Annotated in this window: 18 protein-coding genes; 9 read left to right on the forward strand and 9 right to left on the reverse strand. The window is 40.5% G+C overall.

The window, feature by feature from the left end:
* Positions 1-17: 17 nt before the first annotated feature.
* The 4 genes from RMZ43_RS22970 to RMZ43_RS22985 all read right to left on the reverse strand — a co-directional run bounded on the left by RMZ43_RS22970 (position 18) and on the right by RMZ43_RS22985 (position 1,583).
* Positions 18-206 carry a type II toxin-antitoxin system HicA family toxin gene (locus tag RMZ43_RS22970; RefSeq protein WP_322653063.1) on the reverse strand — a complete coding sequence of 63 codons (189 nt, stop codon included), beginning with the start codon at positions 204-206 and terminating at the stop codon, positions 18-20.
* A gap of 32 nt (positions 207-238) precedes the next feature.
* Positions 239-454, reverse strand: coding sequence for a type II toxin-antitoxin system HicB family antitoxin (locus RMZ43_RS22975; protein WP_100900333.1), 216 nt, complete (start codon positions 452-454; stop codon positions 239-241).
* 84 nt (positions 455-538) lie between these two features.
* On the reverse strand, positions 539-694 hold the full coding sequence (locus RMZ43_RS22980; RefSeq protein ID WP_322653009.1) for a DUF29 family protein: 156 nt from the start codon (positions 692-694) through the stop codon (positions 539-541).
* A gap of 262 nt (positions 695-956) precedes the next feature.
* Positions 957-1,583, reverse strand: coding sequence for a chloramphenicol phosphotransferase CPT family protein (locus tag RMZ43_RS22985; protein ID WP_322649183.1), 627 nt, complete (start codon positions 1,581-1,583; stop codon positions 957-959).
* A 126-nt stretch (positions 1,584-1,709) separates the two neighbouring features.
* Here RMZ43_RS22985 and RMZ43_RS22990 point away from each other — a divergent pair, with 126 nt between their 5' ends.
* The 5 genes from RMZ43_RS22990 (at position 1,710) to RMZ43_RS23010 (ending at position 8,236) form a co-directional block, all read left to right on the forward strand.
* A complete protein-coding gene (locus RMZ43_RS22990) occupies positions 1,710-2,084 on the forward strand; it encodes a hypothetical protein (protein WP_322653008.1) in 375 nt (124 codons plus the stop codon).
* A gap of 344 nt (positions 2,085-2,428) precedes the next feature.
* Positions 2,429-4,513 (forward strand): pentapeptide repeat-containing protein, encoded by a 2,085-nt coding sequence (locus RMZ43_RS22995; RefSeq protein WP_428850919.1) that lies wholly within the window; start codon positions 2,429-2,431, stop codon positions 4,511-4,513.
* Between the two features lie 248 nt (positions 4,514-4,761).
* Entirely contained in the window at positions 4,762-6,324 is a 1,563-nt protein-coding gene (gene crtD, locus RMZ43_RS23000) for a C-3',4' desaturase CrtD (RefSeq protein WP_322653651.1), read from the forward strand.
* A gap of 182 nt (positions 6,325-6,506) precedes the next feature.
* Positions 6,507-7,613 (forward strand): saccharopine dehydrogenase family protein, encoded by a 1,107-nt coding sequence (locus RMZ43_RS23005; protein ID WP_322653650.1) that lies wholly within the window; start codon positions 6,507-6,509, stop codon positions 7,611-7,613.
* Between the two features lie 233 nt (positions 7,614-7,846).
* Positions 7,847-8,236: a hypothetical protein gene (locus RMZ43_RS23010; protein ID WP_322653649.1), complete on the forward strand. Its 390-nt coding sequence runs from the start codon at positions 7,847-7,849 to the stop codon at positions 8,234-8,236.
* Between the two features lie 90 nt (positions 8,237-8,326).
* Here the strand turns inward: RMZ43_RS23010 and RMZ43_RS23015 are convergent, their stop codons facing one another.
* Complete coding sequence (locus RMZ43_RS23015) at positions 8,327-9,625, reverse strand: cation:proton antiporter (protein ID WP_322653648.1); 1,299 nt, start codon at positions 9,623-9,625, stop codon at positions 8,327-8,329.
* A 689-nt stretch (positions 9,626-10,314) separates the two neighbouring features.
* On the opposite strand from RMZ43_RS23015, the gene RMZ43_RS23020 reads away from it, so the two are divergent.
* Together RMZ43_RS23020 and RMZ43_RS23025 are read left to right on the forward strand one after the other, a co-directional pair.
* Positions 10,315-10,584, forward strand: a complete 270-nt coding sequence (locus RMZ43_RS23020) for a hypothetical protein (protein ID WP_322649176.1) — start codon at positions 10,315-10,317, stop codon at positions 10,582-10,584.
* A 126-nt stretch (positions 10,585-10,710) separates the two neighbouring features.
* Positions 10,711-11,082, forward strand: coding sequence for a hypothetical protein (locus tag RMZ43_RS23025; protein ID WP_322649175.1), 372 nt, complete (start codon positions 10,711-10,713; stop codon positions 11,080-11,082).
* Between the two features lie 22 nt (positions 11,083-11,104).
* Here the strand turns inward: RMZ43_RS23025 and RMZ43_RS23030 are convergent, their stop codons facing one another.
* The 3 genes from RMZ43_RS23030 to RMZ43_RS23040 form a co-directional block, all read right to left on the reverse strand.
* Complete coding sequence (locus tag RMZ43_RS23030; protein ID WP_428850920.1) at positions 11,105-13,150, reverse strand: bluetail domain-containing putative surface protein; 2,046 nt, start codon at positions 13,148-13,150, stop codon at positions 11,105-11,107.
* 375 nt (positions 13,151-13,525) lie between these two features.
* Positions 13,526-14,671 carry a glycosyltransferase gene (locus RMZ43_RS23035; RefSeq protein ID WP_322653644.1) on the reverse strand — a complete coding sequence of 382 codons (1,146 nt, stop codon included), beginning with the start codon at positions 14,669-14,671 and terminating at the stop codon, positions 13,526-13,528.
* Between the two features lie 63 nt (positions 14,672-14,734).
* Positions 14,735-15,904, reverse strand: coding sequence for a glycosyltransferase family 4 protein (locus RMZ43_RS23040; RefSeq protein ID WP_322649172.1), 1,170 nt, complete (start codon positions 15,902-15,904; stop codon positions 14,735-14,737).
* 518 nt (positions 15,905-16,422) lie between these two features.
* Here RMZ43_RS23040 and RMZ43_RS23045 point away from each other — a divergent pair.
* Positions 16,423-18,876 (forward strand): hypothetical protein, encoded by a 2,454-nt coding sequence (locus RMZ43_RS23045; protein ID WP_322649171.1) that lies wholly within the window; start codon positions 16,423-16,425, stop codon positions 18,874-18,876.
* 214 nt (positions 18,877-19,090) lie between these two features.
* Positions 19,091-19,951 (forward strand): Rpn family recombination-promoting nuclease/putative transposase, encoded by an 861-nt coding sequence (locus tag RMZ43_RS23050; protein ID WP_322649170.1) that lies wholly within the window; start codon positions 19,091-19,093, stop codon positions 19,949-19,951.
* Between the two features lie 244 nt (positions 19,952-20,195).
* On the opposite strand, the gene RMZ43_RS23055 is transcribed toward RMZ43_RS23050, so the two are convergent.
* Positions 20,196-26,096: a trifunctional serine/threonine-protein kinase/ATP-binding protein/sensor histidine kinase gene (locus RMZ43_RS23055; RefSeq protein ID WP_322653643.1), complete on the reverse strand. Its 5,901-nt coding sequence runs from the start codon at positions 26,094-26,096 to the stop codon at positions 20,196-20,198.
* Positions 26,097-26,196 lie beyond the last annotated feature (100 nt).

The following is a 26,196-nucleotide window of genomic DNA, read 5'->3' on the forward strand; positions in this document are numbered from 1 at the left end:
GTAAATTTTACCTATTTTTACAATAGTTCCCGGAATTCATCACGGCTGATCTGACAGTCACGGAGTATCTGTGCTAACAAACCAGAACCAATTGTTTCACCAGAATGCACTGGAACAACAGTTCGACGACCATCACTGTGTATCAAAAAATGGTGACTACCTCGGATTCTTGCTACCTCAAAACCTGCTTTTTTTAAAGCTGTAATTACTTACCGTCCAGTCAAACTCGGTAGCTTGCTCATACTTGAACAGAAACCCTCTGCACACCAATAAACTCTAGTGCTTCGGCGTTTTCTTGTTCAACCTCTAAACAAAGTTCAATAGCTTCTTTAATCCGCTCTATAAGTTCGTCTAGAGATTTGGCTTGGGTGTGACATCCAGCAAGATTAGGCACGGAGGCAACAAAATACCCCTCAGAGTCGCGTTCTATAATGACGTTAAATTCTCTGGTCATCTGGAGGTTGTTGTTTGGTGGGGTAATCTAATTTTAGAGTAATTGAGTAGCTGCGAGCAATTATCGCTGATGCAACCCACAACTTTAATCAATAAATGACCGTTTCTCTGACTTTCCCATGCTTTCTAATTCTAAAAGCAAATGCTCCCAATCTATATCATTAAAACGATGTTCTTTAATCTGCTCAATAAGGCTTTCTCGCCACAGATTAAAATCTCGTTCGTACAGTTGATTGTTCATATATAGCAATCCTCAAAAAGGAAACGGTAAACAGGAAACTTTAATCAGGCTTTTAGCGGTAATTTTGCTCTTGAGTTTAACAATTCTTTAGCGCATAGTCTGACGAACACCGTCTTAATCTTGAGCAATCATTTTAGTTAGAGTTCTAGAGTTAAAACCTTTTAATAGCATACATAAACTGGGTGTTAGTGAGTAACATTGTAAGGGAAACCGCTCCCATGAACCCGAAGACCGCTACAGTTGTAATATTGATACCGACAGCTTAAATATGGTGTGCAGCAAGTCGTTGGAATGCCGACGGTGCTGGAATATCTGCGAGGTGCTTGCGTATCACCTCGGCACATGCACCAGGGCTTAATAACGAGGTATCGACTTCAAGATCATAGATGCCAGGGATGTGGACTTCACGTTGCCATAACTCAACCGGATGTGGCATTAACAAGTCGGCTGCATTTCCCACTTTTCTCCTCGTCTTTTGTCGCCGTTCCATAATGATTTCAATGGGGCAACGAACACCTACGAACAAAACCGGCAATCCGTTTAAACGCCGCGCACTATCGGCCAGAATGCCCCGTGGGATTGCGTAGGCATCATGGTGTCCGACATCAACCACGACATTCACACCCAGGCGGCTATGGGCGGCGATGGACTCATACATGGCGCTGTACAGAATGGGAACAAGGGGTTCGATGTCCTGGCGTTCTCCCCCTGGCCGCAGACCGATCCCAGGCAGGTATCGTGGGGGAGTCATTTGCATAAACCTATCGACACCCAAGTTCATCCACAGACCATCAAATGTCTCCTGGATTATTGCAACAATGCTCGACTTGCCTGATCGTGGGGCACCATTCAGGATGATAATCTGTCCTAGCTCCTGTGTCTGCCCCATGATCACTCCTCGCGTCTTTAATATATAGTTAGCAGTTCCACGTTAAGGCTAAAACGTTGAATCGGCAATTGAAAATACTTCTACCTCAGCCAATGCCTCATGGCTGAGGTAGAGATTTAATTATGAGTGCAAGCAGCACATTGCAAGGAAGACCGCTCCCGTCACGAGTTAGACCGCTCCCGTCACGAGTTATATTGCTCCTGTCATGAGTTATACCGCTCCCGTTACGAGTTAGACCGCTCCCGTTACGAGTTAGACCGCTCCCGTCACGAGGTAGACCGCTCCCGTCATGAGTTATACCGCTCCCGTCACGAGGTAGACCGCTCCCGTCATGAGTTATACCGCTCCCATTACGAGGTAGACTGCTCCCGTCATGAGTTATACCGCTCCCGTCACGAGGTAGACTGCTCCCGTCACGAGTTAGACCGCTACAGTTGCAATATTGATAACTACAGCTTAAGTATGGTAACACCAACTTCAATATTGCTGATGATAACTTAAGCATTCAAAGGTGAGGGCGGACAGGTATGCTCTTAGGTGAATTCTAGTAATAAATTTACCATAGCCGTTGGTTTCGACTTCGCTCAACCAACTGAGTGGTCGAGAGTTGAGCGAAGTCGAAACTCGTTAACACAGGCATTTTTTTCATCAGATTTCCTTATTTTGCCAAAATCCGAAATATTGCACAGCAAACTTGTATAAAATCTCAGTAATACTAATTCTCTAATATCCGTCACCAAATTCAAAGCCCCAAACCCAGATTTAATCTGACTTTCTGAATTACGAATTACGAATTACGAACTTGTATTGAGCGCAGTCGAAATATTACGAATTAGTACGCCATTATGCCGCCAGACTACTCCGGTCAAAATCTCCGAGGCCGCTCTTTTAAAGGTCAAAACCTGACTGGGGCAAACTTTAGCAAGGCGGATATTAGAGGAGCAAACTTTACCAACGCAATTCTTAAAGATACTGATTTCAGAGGTGGTAAGGCTGGACTACAGCGACGTTGGACTATTGGGTTGCTTATAGCCTCATGGCTGCTATCGGGAATATCAGGGTTTTTCTCAATCTTCGTTGGTGTATTTGTCGCATCTATTTTTAATACCAAAAACACTGGAAACTTCATCACCGGGATAGTTTCCCTAATTGTGATACTGGTTTTTTTTATTATTACTATTCGTAAGGGTTTAACAGCAGGTTTAGGAGCCTTCGCCGTAGCCTTAGCCGGAGCCGTAGCCGGATACGTAGCCGTAGCCGGAGCCTTAGCCGGAACCGGAGCCGCAGGCGGAGCCGTAGCCAGAGCCGCAGCCGTAGCCATAGCCGTAGCCGTAGCCGTAGCCGCAGCCGCAGCCAGAGCCGTAGCCGTAGCCGCAGCCGCAGCCGTAGCCGGAGCCGCAGCCGTAGCCGTAGCCGTAGCCGTAGCCGTAGCCGCAACCGCAGCCTTTTCTGGAGCCGGAGCCGGAGCCGTAGCCGGAGCCGGAGCGTTTACATTATTTAGCGCTTACATTGGCTGGCGTAGTTTAACGGGAGATGAAAAAGATGCTTGGGTGCGCTCATTTGCTCTTGCCTTTGCTGCGACAGGTGGTACAAGTTTTCGTAATGCTGATTTAACTGATGCTAATTTTACTGGTGCAATTTTAAGAAATACAGATTTTAGAAAGGTTAACCTCACACGTACTCGTTTTTATGAAGCTAAAAAATTGGACTTTGCTAGAGTAGACCATCCGATATTAGCTAACCGAGGTGTTCTCAATTTGCTAGTAACTGGCAATGGTAGAGGAAAATCTTATACTGGTGCAAATCTGAAAGGTGCAAACCTGATAGGTGCAGATTTAAAAGAAGCGAATCTAAAAGACGCTAATATTACAGAAGCCACCTTCCAAGGCGCTTGTTTAGAGCGGGCAAACCTAACTCTAGCTCAAGCTGTAAGTACTAACTTCACCAGCGCCCAAATGACAGGTGCTTGTGTCGAAGCGTGGAATATTGAAAGTACAACCAAATTAGATAATATAGATTGTCGCTTTATCTATCTTTTAGAACATCCCAAGCCTGAAACAGACGACCGCGAACGCCGTCCCAGTAGTGGCGATTTTCAACCAGGAGAATTTACTAAGCTATTTGAAGAAGTTTTAAACACTGTTGATTTAATTTTCCGCAATGGCATAGACTGGAAAGCTTTTGTTAACGCCTTCCAAACAGTGCAAGACCAAAATGAAGACACAGAATTAGCCCTACAGAGTATTGAAAATAAAGGTGATGGCGTTGTTGTCGTTAAAGTCGGTGTACCTGTTGATGCCGATAAAGAAAAGATTCATAGCGATTTTACGCAAAGTTATCAACTAGCACTGCAAGCTGTAGAAGAAAAATATAAAGCACAATTACAAGCTAAAGATGAGCAAATAGTTATCTATCGCCAACAAAGTGGAGAGATGGCAGAGATTGTAAAATTACTAGCTAATAAGCCGATTAATGTTCAAGTTGATAATAAAGTTGAGAATAAAAATATGACTAACAGTAATGATGCCAGCCGCAAAATTGAAATTGGCAGTGTTGGCAGAGATTTTAATGCTAGCGGACAAGCTTTAAATTTAGGTGATATTAGCGGTACAGTAACAAATACTATCAACCAGTTACCAGCGTCTCTCGAACCGGAAAAACCGGGAATTAAGGAATTGTTGACGCAATTGCAAGCAGCGATTGAGGCTGATACAAATTTACCGCAAGAAGATAAAGCTGAGGCATTAGAGCAAGTGAAAGCTTTAGCAGAAGCCGGGAAAAATCCTCAAGAGGGCGCGATGCAAAAGGCCGCGAAAACGGCTATAAAAATTTTAAAAGGGACGATCGCTAGTTTACCCAGTGCCACAAAGTTGGTTGAACAGTGCAGCAATCTATTGCCGTTAATTTCAAATTTCCTGGGTTTAGGGTAGCGTATCTAAGACCCGGCGAATGAAATTTGCGGCTATACAAACAAGAGCTTTCCTCGTGGCTAAGAGAAAATTAAGGTTTTTATTTAACCCGCGCAGGCGGGTTTTGCCTGTGTAGACTCAGTTTCTAACCGCTTTTTTATCTGCGATGCCTGCGGCGGGCTACGCCTACGCACCCTTCATGCCATTCAACTTAGAGATTAAGGTAAAATTATAAGTAAAAGTATTAAGAATTTTAAAGAAGCTAATCAATGTCCAGCATTTCTCTTGACAAAAGTAACTCTCATGTCGTCGTTATCGGTGCGGGAATAGGTGGACTGACTGCTGGAGCATTATTAGCTCATAAAGGTTACAGCGTCTTAATTTTAGATCAGGCTCTTGTACCAGGAGGCTGTGCTTCGACGTTTAAACGGCAGGGATTTACCTTTGATGTGGGCGCAACTCAGGTGGCGGGGTTGGAACCAGGGGGAATTCACCACCGCATTTTCTCAGAATTAGACATAGATTTACCACCAGCAACGCCTTGTGACCCTGCTTGTGCGGTCTATTTACCTGGGGAAAGCACACCGATTAATGTTTGGCGTAACCAAGAGAAATGGCAAGAAGAACGACAAAAACAGTTCCCTGGTAGCGAACCGTTTTGGCAATTGATGGCAACTTTATTTGATGCTAGTTGGGAATTTCAAGGACGCGACCCGGTGTTACCACCACGTAATTTATGGGATTTATGGCAACTAGCGCAAGCAGTGCGTCCCAGTACATTAATTACCGTACCCTTCACTTTGTTTACGGTAGGAGATGCTTTACGGTTATGTGGGCTGGGAAATAACCAACGATTGAGAACTTTTTTAGATTTGCAATTGAAGCTATACTCCCAGGTGGATGCAGAACAAACAGCATTACTTTATGCAGCTACAGCATTGAGTGTATCCCAACTGCCCCAAGGATTGTTTCACCTCCAGGGAAGTATGCAAGTATTAAGCGATCGCTTGGTACAATCCTTAGAAAGAGATGGCGGCAAATTGTTGATGCGCCACACTGTAGAAGAAATCAAAGTAGAAAACGGCAAAGCTACTGCTGTAGTCATTAGAAATCAGAAAACTGGCGAAGTTTGGACTGAAGCCGCCGACCACATAGTTAGCAATGTCACCGTGCAAAACTTGGTGCAATTGTTGGGAAAACAAGTGCCATCTGGATATAAAAACCGGGTGGAAAAACTACCCCAAGCATCGGGTGCGTTTGTAGTCTATTTGGGTGTAGATGCCAGCGCGATTCCGGTTGGGTGTCCTCCGCACTTACAATTTCTGTACGATGCCGATGGCCCCATTGGCGAAAATAATTCTCTATTTGTTTCCGTCAGTCATCCTGGAGATGGTCGCGCACCGGAGGGGAAAGCGACAATTATTGCTTCTTCATTTGTCGATCCTGCACAGTGGTGGCAGACTGATAATTATGAAGGACTAAAAGAAAAGTTTACCCAAGAAGCGATCGCTCGTCTTGCTCAATACTTCTATCTCAAACCAGAAACGATTATTCATCAAGAAGCGGCAACACCGCGCACTTTTGCCCATTTTACAGCCCGCGATCGCGGTATAGTTGGCGGTATTGGTCAAAGGATTCCTACTTTTGGCCCCTTTGGGTTTGCTAATCGTACACCCATCCAAAATTTGTGGTTAGTTGGTGACTCCACCCATCCAGGCGAAGGTACGGCTGGGGTAAGTTATTCGGCGCTAACGGTAGTCAGGCAAATTGAAAAAGAGGCAAGGGGGCAGGGAGCAGGGAGCAAGGGGGATAAAAAAGAATTGGGATTCTAACCACACCTGTTGCATTAGCTTCCCGCTTTTTACGAGAACCACTGGTGCAAAAGTGGAGTCATTTCCCCCTGCTCCTTCGTTAAAAAGTCTTCCCTCCTTAGCACGGCAAGTCATACTTGTAACCGATGGCAAAGGGGACGAAAAACTGGTCAAATTAAGTTATTGTTGCGAATGCTGGAGTAATGATAGACAGCGTTTTAATTCTTGGTGGACGGGGGCGGATTGGTAGCAGTGTTGCTCAGGATCTTGCTACCCATACGCAGGCTCAAATTACGATTACTGGACGTTCTGCGGAGTTTGGGAAGGCTGTTAGCTTGTCTTCGGGAGGACAAGTGCAGTTTTTAGTGTTGGACTTGGCAGAAGTTGACAAGTTGCGAGATGCGATCGCAAACTCTAACTTAGTCATCCATTGTGCTGGCCCATTTCACTATCGAGATACTAATGTTCTCGAAACCTGTATTGCTCAACGCGTTAACTATATAGATGTTAGTGACCATCGTTCTTATACCAGCAAAGCCCTCAATTTTAGTGAAAAAGCTGCTGCCGCCGGAGTGACAGCAATTATTAATACTGGCATTTTTCCTGGTATTTCAAACAGCATGGTACGTCAAGGTGTTGAACAATTTGATAAACCAGAAAAGATCCATTTAAGTTATTTAGTTTCCGGTTCTGGCGGTGCTGGCATTACAGTGATGCGGACAACTTTTCTGGGGTTGCAGTATCCTTTTGAAACTTGGATAGATGGAAAATGGAAGATAATCAAACCTTATAGTGAAAGAGAGTTAGTTGAGTTTCCACCGCCTTATGGACGCACCGGAGTTTACTGGTTTGATATGCCAGAAACTTTTACACTGCCTACAGCTTTCCCATCAGTAAAAACTGTAATTACTAAGTTTGGCTCTGTTCCTGATTTTTACAATCACCTAACTTGGATTGCGGCACATATTTTTCCCAAGTGGTTAATGCAGCGTCGTTACATGATTGAATTTCTGTCTCATGTCAGCCATTCAATGACAGATGTCACTAATAATTTTACTGGGATTGGTGTAGCAGTTCGTTCAGAAGTTACAGGGCAAAAAGATGGTGAAACCGCCGTTTATTGTTCAACTGTAGTGCATGAAAACACAGCCGTGGCTTCTGGTTGCGGTACAGGTAGTATTGCCCAGTTATTGCTAGAAGGTAAACTCAAGAAACCAGGTGTTTTTCCTGTTGAAGAAGCACTACCAACAGATTTATTTGAAGAAGTAATGCAAAGCCGAGGAATAAAAATTAATCATACTTGGTTATAGGTTAATACGCTTGGGTTAAGCACACTGGATAGAAATTTCATTAGATTTCACGAAATATTCAGATATGGAGGTAAGGGCGTACAAATGTACGCCCTGACTATAAGCAAAAATTAATATACCTTGCGATAGAAGTAAAAACTGTACCTAAACATTTAGGATGCCTGTGAGCCTGAAATATTGAATATATTTATACATCACCACGGCTCATAAAATAAAAACAGGAGCGTTTTTTTGTGCAAAAAATTTTATTAACTTTAAAGCAAGCGTTACGTTCAAGCTTTTTGGTCGTTGGTTTAATTATTTTCATTAGCTTATCAGGTTCTTTCATTTTCGTTCAGCAACCTAGTTATGCAACTACTCTTGAAGAATTAAAGCTAATACCGTCAGAGTATAAACCAAATTCTGAAGAGAAAATTAATCGCGCTAACGAATTTGACCCAGGTGTTGGCACTCAAGAAGAACAACGACAAGAAGCTTATGAGCAAGCAATAAAAGATTCAAAAAACCTTAATACTATAGAAAAGACTTATGAAAGAAATTTGAAAGCTGAACAAGGACAAAATCCCTCAGAAAGCTTTGGTGAAAAAGCGAAAGAAGTTATTGAAAAGGTGACAGGTAAATAGGAAATATACACCGAACCCACAACCCCTTCTCTTGCTGGGAAGGGGAGTAAGATTCAAAACCTCTCACAGGTTTAAAAAATTAAATTACTTTTACTCAAATTCATCTATTGTGGCGGGAGGATTAGCCTTTATCTTATTAGCAATATTGCGCTCATACCACTTCATTAATGGAGTTGCACTGATGCCATGTATAATTACAGAAGCTACAATAGTAGTGTAAGTTATCCAAGCAATTTGTTCGGCAGCTTCACCTTTTAAACCATTACCAAAGGCATAGGCTAGATAATATAAAGAGCCGACACCGCGAATACCAAACCATCCAATCAACCATCTAGTTCCTGGATGAAAGGTTCGGCGGTGTGATTCTACAGGACGTTTGCCTATTGTGCTAATCCAAACTCCTACAGGTCGGATTATGAATAATAATAAAATTATCACTAATAAAGATTGCATAGCATAATTGAGCATTGGCTTGAATAACAATATTGATCCCAATAGTAAAATTGTTCCAACTTCCAGTAGTTTTTCAAGTTGCTCAACAAATTCCAACTGTGCTAGTGGTTTTTCAGTATTTCTGTAACTGCGTTGGACAACTAAGCCAGCAACAAATACTGCCAAAAATCCATAGCCATTCACCATTTCTGTTAAGGAATAAGTTATTAAAATTGTGCTGATAGCAATAAAATCTTCCATTAACTTATCAGCACGACGGCGTTTTTGAATTCTTTTTTCAATCCAAACTATAGATTTTGTTACAACAAATCCCATAACAATGCCAGCTGCGATCGCCCAAATTAAATCAACCGCAATCCACTGTTTAAACCAGCTTTCCCAGTTATCATCTTTTAATGCATGAAGTCCAAAATAAACGAAGGGAAAAGCTAAAGCATCATTTAACCCACCTTCAGAAGTTAAGCCAAATCTCAACTCATCTTGGTCATTTATATCGGTTAGTTGTACTTCAGATGCTAATACTGGATCAGTAGGTGCAAGAATTGCTCCTAATAAAATCGCTTCTCCCCAATTCATCCCTAAAAATAATTTACCCACAATAGCCAGAGCAAGAATTGAAATTGGCATCAGAAATACAATCAATCGCGCCGTAATGCCCCAAGTCCCCAATCTTAGAGGGCGAACAATTCTTAAGCCGCAGCTAAACACAGAAATAATTACTACAAGTTCTGTTATTTTTTCCAGCACTTCGGCATTAAAAACGTCATCTCGACGAAATTGAATCAGCCCAAAGGCATAAGGGCCTAGCAAAATACCAACTACTAGATAGATAAGAGCAAAAGAAAGAGGTAAACGAGCAATCCAACCTGACCCTAATGTGACCATTAACAGAAGTAGACCAATCACAAATAGGTCAATAATATAGATATCTACCATATAGCGATTTTTATAAAAATTAAGCGTTACTCTGTAAGTTTAGTTGTAATAGCTTGGTGTTATAAATTACCTATGGGCTGATTTTCTGTAATTGGAGATTGCCGATCCACACTCGCTATCAAATTGAATAGATAAGATCGCGCTTTGATTATTTGCGTCTAGATTACAACACAGCCCTTAAAGTAATGGGGAATATGGCTAATACACAGTAACTTTCTTCTATTTATCTCTACTAAAAGACTGAGTGAAACTGTCATATTTACCGACATCCCACCCAGAACTAAAGTTTAGGGCTATGAGACTCGGAATTCATTTCGAGGTGGGATAGAAACGCATTACGAGATTTCTTAATAAAGATATGACCAGTCGGGGCAAGGCTTGTGTGTACACTGGAGCCTGAATACACCTGTACGCTCCTAGTAGTCTGCCAACCCAAAAATGCTAAGTGAGGGCGCAGGAATTGGGGAAAGGTTAAAGGAGTAAACATCTTTTCCCTTTCCCCCTTGCCCTTTACCCCGCCAAGTTTCCTTGGCGAACTACTAGTAATGGCCTATATTCTCTACTTTCTCACTCAGATATCGCCTATTTAGTACAAATATACTATAATATATATAGCGTCCACAAAGCCTAGCCAAACATATAACGGCTGTGTGAAAACCTTCTGGAAGATGGATTCAAGGGTTAGTTCGATGATGAAGCATTACATTCTCAACCTCAATCCGACTGCCAAGCATGAATGGGATCGGTGTATTTTACGTGACCCGTTGACTGCCAAACGCCCAGACATTGCCAAATTAATTTCTGAAGCGGTTGGTGCTGATACAGGCAGTTATTTAGTGAGCGTAAATATCGAAGTTCAAGTTTTGGAGCAAGCCGCAGTCCCTCAAGCCGAACAACTCTCGCTTTCATTTCCAGAAGTGAGTGTGCCGTCACAACCACAACTGCGGGAAGCGGCTTGAGCTAAAGTGCAGAGTTTAGCAGAAAATAAAGCCTGCATAAGCAGGCTGACTTCGTGTAGCCGCAGATTTCAGTCTGACGGCTAACGGAATCATGAGTATATTTGATTCTGAGAGGAAAATTATTAAATGATGCAACTGAGTCATTATCCAGCTGCAATCGCACAAGCTGCCCAACGGGCTAATGAAATAGACTCTCAGTTGATGGCAGTGCAGCACCAAATTAACCGATTTGAAGGCAATGCGGATCGTATCGCCGCCTTTGAGATGGATTTGAAAAATGATGCTCAACGCAAGGCACGTCGCTTTGAAGTGCTGCTTGTGAATCATGAATATCAAAAGGCAATAGACACCCAAATTCGATTAACTCTCGATAAAGCAAATGCCATTGCTCATTTGGAATATCTGCGTAACCAGTTTAGTGTAGGTAAGTTAGAAGCAAGATTAGCAATCGCTCAACAACTCTCTGATTTTGAATCTCGTGAATTAGTTGGTTTGTAATCACACCTGAACCTTAGTCTGATTATACAACTGCTAAGGAGGCTAAGTTACCCTTGTAGCAACTAATCTCAATCACAGCATCCGTGAGGGCAGAGAATCCATTAGTGTTATCGTTGAGTGCCAGAAAAGTCTGCTCCTTATTGCCTGTACCAAGGGTAAAAGTTGCCGCACCTTTAGCTACAAAAGCAGTTGCAGTCAATATCTGTTGTATATCTGAGAGATTTAGACTTGCAACTTTGCCAAGTTGAACTAAATTAGCCGCGCTAACTGCATACAATCCATCAATTTTATCTTGACAAATGTTCAAGTCAGTTATTTTATCAAAGCTAGACAGCAGGGAATCACTCAGACTGTTGAACACAAATTTATCAGCGCCATAACCGCCTGTGAGGGTATCACGCCCAGCGCCACCATTAAGGATGTCATTACCACTACCACCAACTAGTTTGTCATTTCCGGCTAATCCAAAGAGTTTATCGTTGCCGTTTTTGCCAGAAATTTGATCATTACCAGCCCCACCACTGAGTTCATCTGCACCGTTACTACCTTTTAAAGTAATCTTTGGCACATTTTCGTCTGTAGTGGTTTTGCTGATTAATTGACCATTGGTATCATATAGATAAGTGGCAACTGCATCAGTAATGCCATCACTGTTGTTGTCAATATCTGCGGAAATTAGTTTGCCGTTGCGATCGTAGTTGAAAGTGGTAATCTCATCAGGGATGCCATCATTATTTTTGTCAGCTAGCTGTGCAGTCTGTTTGCCGTTAGCGTCGTAACTATAAGCGGTGACTTCATCAAAGATGCCATCATCATTATTGTCAATTTTTTGTGATTTCAGGTTGCCGCTCAAATCGTAGCTGTAGATGCCAACTGCATCAATTACACCATCATTGTTGAAGTCGTAGCTGGCAGATGCGCGTCCATAAGTAGAGGTTTCGACATAATCAACTTTGCCGTCGCCGTTGTTGTCACGGCTATTGGATGTCAGGTTGCCCTTGGCATCATAAGTAAAGGTTTCGACATAATCAACTTTGCCGTCGCCATTGTTGTCACGGCTATCGGATGTCCGGTTGCCCTTGGCATCATAAGTAAAGGTTTCGACAGAATCAACTTTGCCGTCGCCGTTGCTGTCAAGGCTATTGGATGTCTGGTTGCCCTTGGCATCATAAGTATAGGTGTTGACATAATCAACTTTGCCGTCGCCGTTGGAGTCAACGCTATCGGATGTCCGGTTGCCCTTGGCATCATAAGTATAGGTTTCGACAGTATCAACTTTGCCGTCGCCGCTGTTGTCAAAGCTATTGGATGTCAGGTTGCCCTTGGCATCATAAGTATAGGTGGTGGCATAAATAGGTATGCCGTCGCCGTCGGTAAAGCTACTAAATGTCCGGTTGCCCTTGGCATCATAAGTATTGGTTTGGACATAATCAAGTTTGCCGTCGCCCTTCAAGTCAACGCTATCAGATGTCAGGTTGCCCTTGGCATCATAAGTATAGGTTTCGACATTACCAACTTTGCCGTCGCCGTTGGCAAAGGTAGTAGATGTCCGGTTGCCCTTGGCATCATAAGTATAGGTTTCGACATCATCAACTTTGCCGTCGCCGTTGTAGTCAGAGCTATAGGATGTCTGGTTGCCCTTGGCATCATAAGTATAGGTGTAGACATTATCAACTTTGCCGTCGACGTTGTTGTCAAAGCTATCGGATGTCACCTTGCCCTTGGCATCATAAGTAAAGGTTTCGACAGAATCAACTTTGCCGTCGCCATTGTTGTCACGGCTATTGGATGTCACGTTGCCCTTGGCATCATAAATAGAGGTTTCGACAGTATCAACTTTGCCGTCGCCGTTGTTGTCAATGCTATCGGATGTCCGGTTGCCCTTGGCATCATAAGTAAAGGTTTCGACATAATCAACTTTGCCGTCGCCATTGTTGTCAGAAGTAAAGAATGTCCGGTCATAGCGGTAGGTAATAACTGAGTCTGTTATTCCATCACTGTTGTTGTCTGTCCTCTCAGATATCACTTTGCCATCGACATCGTAAGTGTAAGTTGTGGTTGAGGTCATAAAATTAGTGTTCTTTATCTGCTTTGATTCCACTTGTGTACTGCTATGTGTTTTCGTCACACATCGCTATGTTCTGCAAAATCTTTTTATCTACCAAGTCTGATTAGTTAAATTTATTTTTGCTGCATCAGTCACAAAATATGATATAGTATATAGTTTTTTAAGTCAATCTTGTTAATGACATTATTGCTAACTTAACCAACTTCGTATACTCATTCCCAGGGAAAGGCAAAGTTTTTAAATTCCATTCGCTGGAAACTTATCCCCCAAGCGTGGAGAGGCTTTGAAACTTAGTAGGTAGGGGCACACAAAGCTAGCTGTGCTACCCTACGAATTGTCTGTACTCCACGCAATTTAAAACCGCTATATGTCTATTTAAGCGGACGTGATATGAGACAGCAGTTGGGCAATTTGCTGATTAATAATTGCGACATCAAAACGCCGAGTAGCAGAAGTCTGGGCATTATTAGCTATAGTTGCAGTTATTTCCGTCTCCTGAAGACAGGTGATAATTATTTGTGCAAGTTCGTGGGGTTCTCCTGGTGTCACTAGAAAACCATTAAGTCCATGTTCTACTAATTCCATTACACCGCCAGCTTTGGGTGCAACTACAGGTTTTCCACATAGCATCGCCTCTACAATGACTCTACCAAAAGGTTCTGGGGAAATAGAGGTATGTGCTACTAAGTCACAAGCTGCCATTAACTGAGGAATATCAGAACGAAATCCTAAAAATTTAACGCGGTTTTCTAATCCTAGTTCAGCAACTTGTCGGTGTAACTGTTGGACGTAATCTTGTTCCCCAAATAGTGCATCACCCACTAAAATTGCTGTCACCTCTGGCGGACATTTGGCAAGAGCATCAATTAAAATATGCTGCCCTTTCCAAGGTGCAAGACGGCTAAAGTGTCCGACTACAAATTTTCCTTGCAATCCTAACTGTTGCTGTAATTTATTAATGTCAGACTCATCAGTTTGATATTTTTTTGTTTCAAAGCCGTTATAGACAACTTCGATAATATCTGGGCGGCCTCCCGCTTGTACAAAGGCTATTTTACTAGCTTGGGAATTTGCAATTACTAATGATGCAAAACGATTAGCTAAGTTAACAGCAATGTGAAGATTAGTTTGGCTAAAATGTTCTTTGGAAAGAATATCATGTAAATGATAAACCAGAGGACGACGACTGAAAAAACTTGCTAATGCTCCGACAACTAACGCTTTTTGAGTATTGGCATAAATTAAATCGTATTCATGCGCTATTTTAATTACTTTAGTAATTAAAGGCGCAAGTTGTACCAAACTCTTTAATCCTTGCACCAAACTGCTTTCTTTGCGAACTTGGATTGCTTGAGTTGCAAGAACTTCTACTGGGATATGATTTTGCTGCAATAAATCTTTAAACGGCCCATCTGCAAATAAACCGACTAAAGCACTATTACCATAAGGTTTAGCAATATCTATTAAACATAATTCTGCGCCGCCTGGTTTACCACTTTGGTCTAGAAAAAAAACTCTCATTAAACCTCTATTTTAGCTAATTTTACTCACTTAGCACCCTTAATATCTATTACAATCAATTATTTAAGCTAATAAAATTTTCCGTACTTGTTGGGCGATTTGATTCCAGTCGTAGTTTGCGGTGGCGTACTGGCGACAAGCTTCTCGTGAAGGTATAGGGCTATTTCCCAAAAGTACTTGCTCTAGTTTTTCAGCAATGGCTGAGGCTTCTGTTGAAGTAGTAATTAAATCGGGTGAAAATCCTGATAAAATTTCTGGCATTCCTCCAACTGGGGTACATAAAACAGGAGTACCACACGCTAGAGACTCAATTATTACTAATCCAAATCCCTCAAAAGATTGGCTAGGCATAACAGTTAACTCAGCAGCTTGATAAGCTATAGGCAATTGCTCATCAGGTAGAAAACCTAAAAACTTAACGTTGTCGGCTAGCCCTAATTCTATAGCCTGTTGTTGTAGTGCAGCTTGGATGTGACCACGACCTGCGATCGCTAGCCAAACATCTGGTATTCTGGGCTTAATTATAGCCAGTGCCTGTAATAATTTGTCTACTCCGGTTCGATGTACTAAGCGGCGTGATGTAAATATGATCCGGCGATTAGTTGGCCAGCCTAGCTTTGTACAAGCCTCTTGGGGTGATAAATTTGGTTGAAACCAGTTAATATCAACTCCACCAGGAATAATATTAATTTTGCTCCACGGTACTTGATATTTATCATGTAGAATTTTACCAAATGCTTTGCTCAAAACAATAAAGCGATCGCACCGATTATAAGTATTTCGTTCTATTAACCAGTGCTTGATTAAAAGACTAAGATTTTTATTAACTACTTCTTGCTGACTCTCAGAAGCCCAAGGGCCATGAAAGTTAAAAGTAACTGGTACTCCCTTTGGTAAAATATCTAAAATAGGAAAGCTATATAATGCAAAGTGCAAATTAATAGCATCTGGCTTGCCTGCTCTTGTTTTCTGAAAATTAGTGCGAATAGACCATAATCTTTGCCAAATAGCACTGTCGGGACTTGCCAAATTAGTCAACTTAATCGGTAAATTTACTTCAGCTTCTGGTAAACCGATTCCGCATAATTCAATCTGGTCTTTATTTGCAGCTAATTTATGAGTTAATTCATAAATATACCTTTCTAATCCTCCTGGACTTTTGGGAAACCAGCCTAATCCAAGAGTGAGAATAGATGCAGATGATGAAGCAAAATTTTCTGATTTATTTTCCACTGAGATATCTCCTATAAATATATTAAAACAAGCGCATAGATATGTGCTTCTACATCTGTATCTAAACCTGAATTATTAAAATTTATGAATTCACTTACCAATAAGATTTTTTGTATAGAACACCAATTTATAAACTATTTATACGTCAACGTCAACAAGGAATGAAAATTGTGTTTTTATTGACTAAATAACACCGATATAGATATATATGATACTTGCTAATTAAGAAAGCTGAATGCTATATAGAGAAAGAAAAGACTGATATCAAGTAATAATTATATAAACTATTTTGTATTAAATTTTACCGCTAAAATCGAATAATAAGTAAATATTAATACCTCAAATATATTAGCTGTAAATTTAAAGAATCATGTGAGCTTGATAAAACTTATGTAAAACTTGCTATTAAATGTCATCTCTATACATAGCCTGTATCTTAAGCACTTCAAAATAGTTATATTTTTTGCGGATTACCGAAAAAACCATTGTATATAAATAATTAAAAGCTTAAAAAGTATATGAAAAATAAATTACTGACGCGGTTAATACAACTCCGTCACCAACTCAACCAGTACCTCAAAAAAATATTTAAGATTAGATATATACAAAAAAGTAAAACTTTTAAATTTTTACTCAGTCTGACTATTGGAGTAATTGTTACTACTCTTGGAATTACAACAGACTGGGCAACAACTGGAACACGCACGCTTATCTACAAAACATCATCCATAAGTAATACTATTGGTGCTAAAAACCTTACGATACAAAACAATACTGAAACAGCCACGCTTACACACAAAAAATTATCGACAAGTAATACTATTGCTAGTGAAAATTTGCAAGTAAAAAACAATACTGAAACAGCCACACTTATACATAAAAAATTATCGGCAAGTAATACTATTGCTAGTGAAAATCTACTAGTAGAAAACAATACGGGAACATCCACATCTACCTATAAAACATCGTGGATAGGTAATACGATTGGCAGTGGAAATCTGCGGATACAAAACAATATTGAGGCAATGTATGTTGCCCCTGATGGCACAGTTTATACTAACAGCCATTGGGATGAGGCAGGAATGGAAGCAGCCATTTATAAGGATGGTAAAGTTGTTGGTGCTATTGGAGATACTCACGGCTGGAGTCGTGGTGGTGGCATAGCTGTAACAGCAAATAGTAAATATATTTACCTTGCCATGACTCAGGGATCGAAGGGTAAAACCGATGAAGATTACCCAGCAGAAGGAACAACTTGGCATTGCGTTAGACGCTATGATTTATCGGGAAAACCTGCGCCTTTTCCTAATGGGCGTGGCTGGGATAAAAGTATGCTGATTGCCAGTACTAAAAATGAAGTTACTGGATTAGCAACTGTGGGAAGCGAGTTGTATGTGAGTGATTTTGCTACTAATCAGATTCGTGTCTATGATACTAATACGATGAAGGAACTCCGCAGCTTTACCGTTGCTAATCCCGGAGCAATAACTATTGATCCACAAAAAAATCTGTGGATTATTCAAAGCAAAAATGGTAGTAAGCCTGCCAAGATTTTACATTATTCGCCGAGTGGAAAGCAGTTAGCCCAACAGATTGCAGATATTATTGAACCAACTGCGATCGCAATTGATCATCAAGGTAAGTTATTAGTGGCAGAAAATGGGCCACGTCAGCAAATGTTGGTTTATGACATTAAAGATAAGCCGACGCAGGTGAGTAGTTTTGGTGTTAAAGGCGGTATCTATGCAGGAGTTCCTGGTGAAGTTCAAGATTTGAAACTTTATGGACTTACCGGAGTTGGTACAGATGCTTTAGGCAATATCTATATAAATAGTAATGGTTTCAACAAATCAGGCACAGATTTGCGGAAATTTTCGCCATCGGGAAAACTAATATGGCGATCGCTAGGATTGATATTCGTCGATAATGCAGATGCAGATCCGAAAACTGATGGTGTAGATTTATTCACCAAACAAGAACACTATCTCATGGATTACAGTAAGGCTGCTGGTAAGCAATGGACTTACAAAGCCTATACTTTAAATCCTTTCAAATATCCTCAAGATCCACGTCTGCATACATCGCCAGATGGAACCTTTGTTCGCCGCATCCAAGGAAAGCCGTTTTTGTTCCTCACAGATATGTATAACAGCTTTCTGCAAATATATCGTTTTAATCCAGCTACAGATGGTAAAGTTGCTATCCCAGCCGGAATGTTTGTTGGCAGCAATGATAAACCATTTCTTAAGGGAAATTGGCCACCGAATCAACCAAAACAAGGGGAATGGATCTGGCGCGATCGCAACGGAAACGGCAAATTTGAAAAGAACGAATATGATACTAGCAAAGATTATCCCTATATCGGCGGCTGGTGGGTAGATAGCAAAGGAGATGTTTGGAAAGCTTTGCGAACAGAAGATGGCATCCGACACTATCCTTTACAGAGAATAGATGCTAAAGGCAACCCCATCTACAGCTATAGTTCGATGGAAAAGCAAACTACTCCCAAAATATTTAACGACTTGCGACGAATCGAATATTTCCCCCAAACAGATACTATGTATTTGTCAGGCTTTACAGGAGATCACCCTGCATTCGGTGATGATACTGGAGTTGCTGGATCTGAAATTGCCCGTTTTGACAATTGGAGTAAAGGAAATCGTACTCCCCGTTGGCGGATTGTGATTCCCTACGACACCACTGGTAAACGCGAAGTGTCTACAGCTGCAATCAGTGTGACGGGAGACTATGTATTTGCCGTGACAGTCAAAACCGCAGAGATATATGTCTATAATGCTAAGACGGGAGCGCAGGTACAACAGTTAAAACCAGGCCCAGAAGTTGGCAGCGAAAGTGGCTGGATTGATATACCTTACGGTATCCGCGCTTTTCGTCGTTCAAATGGTGAACATCTAGTATTTGTGGAAGAAAATTGGAAAGGAAAAGTAATTATCTATCGGCTGCCGAGGTAAGCGTTTAATATCGTGTGCGCTTAAAAACTTATCATCAGGTTTAGAGAATAGCTATAGCAATCCTATCTGATTTGTAAAAATTTACGGTGTTTAGCTCCACGACTTATCAAATAAGTTGTGGAGCTAACTTTTCACGAATGATTTAGGATTGCTATATGTAGGGAGATATGTGATTAAATGTATCGCAAGTTGAATAAATTAAGCATAATGATTCATGCGCCGAGACTCCATTTTTTATAAACTATTTCAACAATCTCCCACTTTGCTATTTGAATTATTGACAAATCCGCCCACAAACGCAGATGCTTATCGATTTGATTCAGTAGCTATTAAAGAACCTAAATTTGAGATAGATGGGGTATTTCTTCCACCAGAAAATGAAGGTGCAGGTGTTGTATATTTCTGTGAAGTACAGTTTCAAAAAGATGAACAGCTTTACGAAAGAGTATTTGCAGAATCTTCACTATATTTCTACCGCAACCGAATTAGATTTAGCGACTGGCAAGCAGTGATAATTTATCCATCTCGCAGTATTGAACAAAGGGATATTTATCCCCATCGCTCATTGCTGAATGGTGAGCAAGTACATCGAGTGTATTTGGATGAATTAGGGGATATTCGCCAATTACCTTTATGGTTAGCCCTAATGGTGTTAACTACTGTGGAAGAAGAACAAGCACCACAAGAAGCTAGATATTTACTTGAGCGATCGCGCCAAGAACAACCTCAACCATCAAGTAGCGTCATAATGGAATTAGTGACAACGATAATGGTGTACAAGTTTGAACAATTAAGCCGAATAGAGGTAGAGTCTATGCTAGGAATCACGCTCAAGGAAACAAGGGTTTACCGCGAAATTAAAGAAGAAGGCCGAGAGGAAGGACGAGAAGAAGGCCGACGAGAAGAGGCTGCTAACCTCATTATTCGACTGTTGACTAAGCGTTTTGGAGAACTCTCTGAAGAAATACGCTCCGCAATTTCTGGTTTAACCCTACCTGTTCTAGAAGATTTGAGCGAAGCAGTGTTAGATTTTACCAGTTTGGCTGATTTACAAGCTTGGTTAGTGGCAAGATGAAACCAATTCGCAATGGGCTAACGCCCGGCTCCGCTAACGCAATGACGCTCCTACGGACGCTTGTTCCTCGCTACCGCTTCGCTAACGCTAACGCAATTAAATCAAGCCACCCACAAAAAGCGAGGTTTTTACTTTTTTCCTTCTTGATAAAAGTGCGTTAACGAGATCGCGCAGCGTTCCGCAGGAGAGCTACGCGTAGCGTATCGGAGAGTAGGCATTGCTTCTGTAGTTGATCAACCAAAAATCATACCGGGATTTCCATGATAAATTCTGTACCTTCACCGAGAACTGAGTTAAAACTTAATTTTCCGCCGTGGGTTTCTTCGACAATTTGACGAGCGATCGCAAGTCCTAACCCCGTTCCTTTCCCAACAGCTTTTGTAGTAAATAAATGATTAAATATTTTTTCTTTTACTTCTTCATTTATTCCTTTACCATTATCAGCAATAGCTATTTTAACTAGATTACTTTCGACTGAGGTTGTAATTGTAATGCAGTTAGGATTATTCTTAATTTCCTCAAAACTTCGTTCTTGATTAGATTCATCTAAAGCATCAACGGCATTCGCAAGCAAGTTCATAAATACCTGATTTAATTGACCAGGAAAACATTCTACTTGAGGTAAATTATCGTAGTTAGTAACAACTTCAATCGCGGGACGTTGTTCATTTGCCTTCAAACGATGTTTGAGAATGAGAATGGTACTATCAATACCTTGGTGAATATTAAATGGTACTTTGTAATCTTGATCGGCACGAGAGAAAGTGCGTAAACTGGTACTGATGTTTTTGAGCCTGTTGCACGCCATAGACATAGAATTAATCATCTTGGGCAAATCTTCTAAACTATAATCTAAATCGATTTCTTCAGCGTGCTCAATAATTTTCTCACTCTTGTCAGGAAAAATTTCTTGATAAAGTTTCAAGTGTTCAGTAATATCAGCAATGGTAGGTTTAGTTTGTTTGAGACTGGCAGAAATAAAACCTAAAGGATTGTTCATTTCATGGGCTACACCTGCTACAAGATTGCCCAGTGCAGACATTTTTTCACTTTGCACCATTTGTAATTGTGCTTGTTGCAGATTTTGTAAAGCAGTTTCTAGCTCTTGTGCTTTTTGTTGGAGTTGGACTTCGGCAACTTTGCGTTCGCGTAGCGCAGCTTGCTGTTCTGTAATATCATCTGCTAGAGAAGCAACTCCGATTAACTGGCCATCTGCACTTACAAGCGGATTATTATACCAAGCACAAATGATAATTTTACCATCCTTAGTCACATTTTCATTGATACTGTAATTACCGCCCTCCTGCGATATAATTTCGACGCTAACTTGCTCCATTTCTGCTTGAATTATTTGAGGAATGATGAATTGAAATTGACAACCTAAAGCCTCCTGTTTGGTGTAGCCAAAGATTCTTTCTGCTGCTGGGTTCCAATCCTTAACATGAAAATTAGTATCCCACTCTATGACTGCTAGTGGAGTTTGCTGAACTAATAGCTGGAGTCGTTGCTGGGATGCTTGCAAGCCAGACTGTGCGGCGCTTAACTCCTCAAGCGATCGCTCTAGCTGTTGAGCATGTTGCTGCGATCGCTCATAAAGTTGGGCATTTTCTATAGAAATTGCCGCTTGAGCGCACAGCAAGTTCAGCAGTTCGACGTGATCGCTCGTAAATGCTCCAGTTGCTAGATTGTTTTCTAGATACAACATGCCAAGCAACTTACTTGCATGCAAAATTGGGCTACACAAGATACTCTTGGGCTGCTGTTGCCCAATGTAAGGGTCATGAATTAATTGCGGATGTATACTAGCATCAACAATAATGGCAGGTTGTAAGCTGCGTTTGACTGTATTAATTAAGCCAATTGGTACGTCAATAGACTCTTCAAATGGCTGGGGATTGGTCAGTATTGGAGAAAAATTAACTTTGGTATTTCCATTATTCTGTAGTTTTAAGTTTGCTAATGCCCGAACCAGCAAATTACCTGACTCTGCAAGCATTAACACACACTTATCAGCTCCTGCATTTTCAATGACGATATGCAGTAATGATGAAAGCAGTTTTTCAAATTCGATTTCGCTTGAGATAGTTTGGGAAGCTTTGAGAATGGCAGCTAAATCTAAAGCAATAGAAACGCTGCTACTGCTAGATGTGGCAAAACTGTTGGAGGTGACACTTTCCAAGGCAAAGATAGTGTCATTAGTAGAGAAGGAAGAACGGATTTGCTCAAGGATAGGAGTAAGGAGTTGAGGATAACGTTTTTCCAAGTCGGCAACTTTGGCTTTAGCACCCCAACGGGAATAGGCATAGTAGGCTTGGATTATATATTCCCCAGCGATGCGCTCTTTAGTCCATTCTAGGTAAAATTTTGCTGCTAGTTCATTGGCTAAGGCTTCATCGTTGATGAACTGATGTTCTTTGGCAAGAGTTATGGCTTTGTCATAATACTCAATTGCCGCAATTTTTTCACCCAAAATTCGATAACGTTCAGCTTCAACTAAATACCATTTATGCAAATGATTCATTGGGGTATTTTGTGCCCATTGATGCAAAATAGTTTGATGAGTTTGTGCGAGAGCAAGAATTTCGGCTTGTTCAATTTCTGGCTGGGTGCATAAAAAAGCGAGGTGCGTTAGCGCAGCATAAAAATGAAAAATGGGAATATAAATCGTTCCCGATAGGGTCATCAAATATAGGTTGGCTTGAGCAATATAGTTGCTTGCATCTGTATAATTACCAAAATAGTAGGCAAGTAGCAGTTTGTATATGTAGAGTTCTGCGATCGCTGTTAGATCGTTATCCTGCTGGTGCTTAGGAAGCATCACCGTTTCATTGTAGGAATTGCCAATTAAGTTATGTGGTTGACTGGCTAGTTCAATCAAGTTTTCTGCCATTTGTTTTCCCAGATCCACATATACTTGAGCAGAATATTGTTTCACCTGAGCCAATGCCACACTATAATCAGCCATATCTTGAGCAAAACTATTCAGTTCTGCACCACTAAAAAACCTGGCATTACTGTGGGTAGCCAAAGAAAAACTAGCATGTAAGAAATTACCAGTTTCTATCCCAGTATGGTAAGCTGCTTTCAAAATAGGAATTGTGGCACTCAATCGCTCTTGATGGTGCTGAATAAAGCAGCCAAACAAAAACATAACGACGGTCTTAACTTCTTGTATATTAAGTTTTTCAAGTAAATTTAGAGCTAATTTACCAAAAGCATAGCCTGAGACAACATCTCCCAAGAAAGCAGACATCACCATACCATGAATCGCATACCCAGTTATTGATGCCACAGTATTACCAGATTGCAGAGATAAACTCACCATCGTTGAACTCAGTAAGGGTAATAAACCGGGCATCCCTTGGATAATTGGTGCAAACAACATTCCCATCACTTGCATTGCAGCCTGAGTGGTGGCATCATTTGTTAGTGGTAGATTGAGTAATTCTTCAACTTGTCTACCTTCAAGTTGGGTAGCAACGGTTTGTAGTGCCTTGCTAATCTTAGCTTCGTCAGGTTCTGAAGGCAGTTCAACCCCCAATTGGCATAAGGCTTTTCTGCCAACTGCGATCGCTTCCAACACATTACTTTGTAAAGTTTGCGCTCCAATTTGAATTTCGTAGATTTTAACTTTATCTAAAATCATCTGAGCTTCTTGCAACACTATTGTTGCTATCTGTTCCATAGCATCAAAGTCGCCATTCAAATAATTGGCTTCAGCAGATGCAACGTAAAGGTTTAGGGTTAATTCATACTGTTGAACCCAACAGTTTGTCTGTAGTAGTTCGATACCTGTTTGTAAATAGACTCTTGCTGCCGTGTATGCTGTAGAATTTTTAGCCTTACCTGCGGCTTTTAAGTTGAGTTCAGCTAATATTTCTTGTTCTCTTGGCTGAGTGATTAACTCCTGTCCTTTGTTCAAATGCCCGACAATATCAAACAATTTTTCTTCTTGCTCTATCTCTGATAAATTTTGTTGAAGTAATCGCCCTATTTTAAGATGAGTTGCTTGTTTTTCGTGAGCAGGAATCAGCGAATAGGCTGCTTGTTGTACTCGATCATGTAAAAATTTATATTGTGCTAATTGTTTACTGTTATTAACATTCTCTATTGTAAATTTATCATTATGATCTCCTTGATAAAATTTATAAACATCACTAATCGGTAAAATTAGTCCTTCTTGTAAAGCTTTCCATAATTCAGCAGCAATTTCAATTTCTGATTGTTCTGAAACAATTACCAAAGTTGCTAAATCAAACTGATTACCAATACAGGCAGCTAACTGCAATACCTGTTGGGTTGACTGAGGCAATTTCCGTAATTGCAATGCCATAAAGACAAGAACATCATTTGTAATCGCTAGCTGATTCACCTGGGCAATATCACATTGCCAAAATCCTGAATCAAAATTAAAGTTAATTAACCTATCTTGATATAATAATTTAATAAACTGTATAGTAAAAAACGGATTACCTTGAGTTTTCTGATAGACAAATTGAGAAAGAGGCAATGCTAATTTTTCTGTACATTTAAGTGTGTCAGCAATTAACTGATTTACTTGCCCTTGGCTAAGTGGTTTTAAAACAATTGTATTAATGGTTGCTTGGCTTTTTTGAATATCACTCAAAGTCAACATTAATGGATGCGCTGGGTTGACTTCATTATCACGATATGCACCAATTAATAAAAGATGACCTGTATCAGCCATTAATAGCTGCATTAACTTAAGTGATGCTGAATCTGCCCATTGCAAATCATCTAAAAATATCACTAATGGATGTTCTGCACTGGTAAAGACTTCGGTAAAATTTTGAAACAATAAATTAAATCTATTTTCGGCGGCAGTTCCTAATAGCTTGATTGCAGGTGTTTGTTGACCAATAATTCTTTCTAGTTCAGGAATGACTTCAATAATTACTTGTCCATTTTCTCCAAGGGCTGATAATATTTTGTTCTTCCATTGCTGAATTTGTGTATCACTTTCTGTTAATAACTGCCCCATTAAATCTCGAAATGCTTGGACAAAAGCCGAAAAGGGAATATTGCGTTGAAATTGGTCATACTTCCCTTTAATAAAATAACCGCGTTGCCGCACAATCGGTTTATGAACTTCATTGACAACCGCAGTTTTCCCAATTCCAGAAAACCCAGCTATCAACATCATTTCTGTTACGCCAAGGCTGACTCGCTCAAATGCTTGGATTAGGGTTTCAACCTCGCTTTCTCGTCCATAAAGCTTATCAGGAATGATGAAGCCATCACACACATCTCTTTGGGCAATTTTAAATTTGTTAATCTTACCAGTTTCTTGCAGTTGAGTTAGACAAATTTCTAAATCATATTTTAATCCTAATGCGCTTTGATACCGATCTTCTGCATTTTTAGCCATCAATTTATTGATAATATCTGAAAATACATACGGTATTTGTAGGTTATTTCTATGTACTAAGGGTACTGCTTTAGCAATATGACAATGTACCAACTCCATTGGATCATTTGATTGAAATGGTAGTTCTCCGGTGAGTAATTCGTAAAAAGTTACACCTAAAGAATAAAAATCAGTCCGATAGTCAATTCCCCGATTCATTCTGCCTGTTTGTTCTGGGGAAATATAAGATAATGTCCCTTCTAACACATTGGGATTGATCAATATTTGTGTTTCCCGTGGTAGTAAAGATGCAATACTAAAGTCGATTAATTTAACTTCTTTTGTTTCGGGATTAATTAAAATATTGGCAGGTTTAATATCTTTATGAATAATGCGCGAACGATAAAGTACATTTAAGGTATTGCATAGTGCGATCGCTATCTCTAAAAACTCCATTAGAAATTCTACGCTTCCCCCCATTCCCCACTCTTTTAAAGAAATTCCCCCAAAGTGTTCCATCACCAACGTATAACCATTCTGATAGGCTTGGAGGCTGTAGGTTTGGACAATCAGAGGTGAGTTAAGATTTTTAGTAATAGTGTACTGATTGCGAAAAGACAAGAGTTCGCTGAAACTTGGATAAGGATTTTTTAGCAGCTTAATCACTACTGGTAATAAGTCAGTCTCTCTATACCCTCGATAAACCAGCGTTCTGGAACCATTGTATAGTTCTTCACTGATGCGATATCCGGGAATACTGGGAAAAGTACTAACCATATTGCTAAATCCTGAAAACTTCCAGATTTAGTATTCCCAGATATATTAAGTTTTTTATAAACAAAAGCAAAAATTTACACCGGAATTTCAATGATAAATT

The sequence above is a fragment of the Nostoc sp. CmiVER01 genome (assembly GCF_034531135.2).
In the GTDB taxonomy this organism is placed as follows: domain Bacteria; phylum Cyanobacteriota; class Cyanobacteriia; order Cyanobacteriales; family Nostocaceae; genus Nostoc.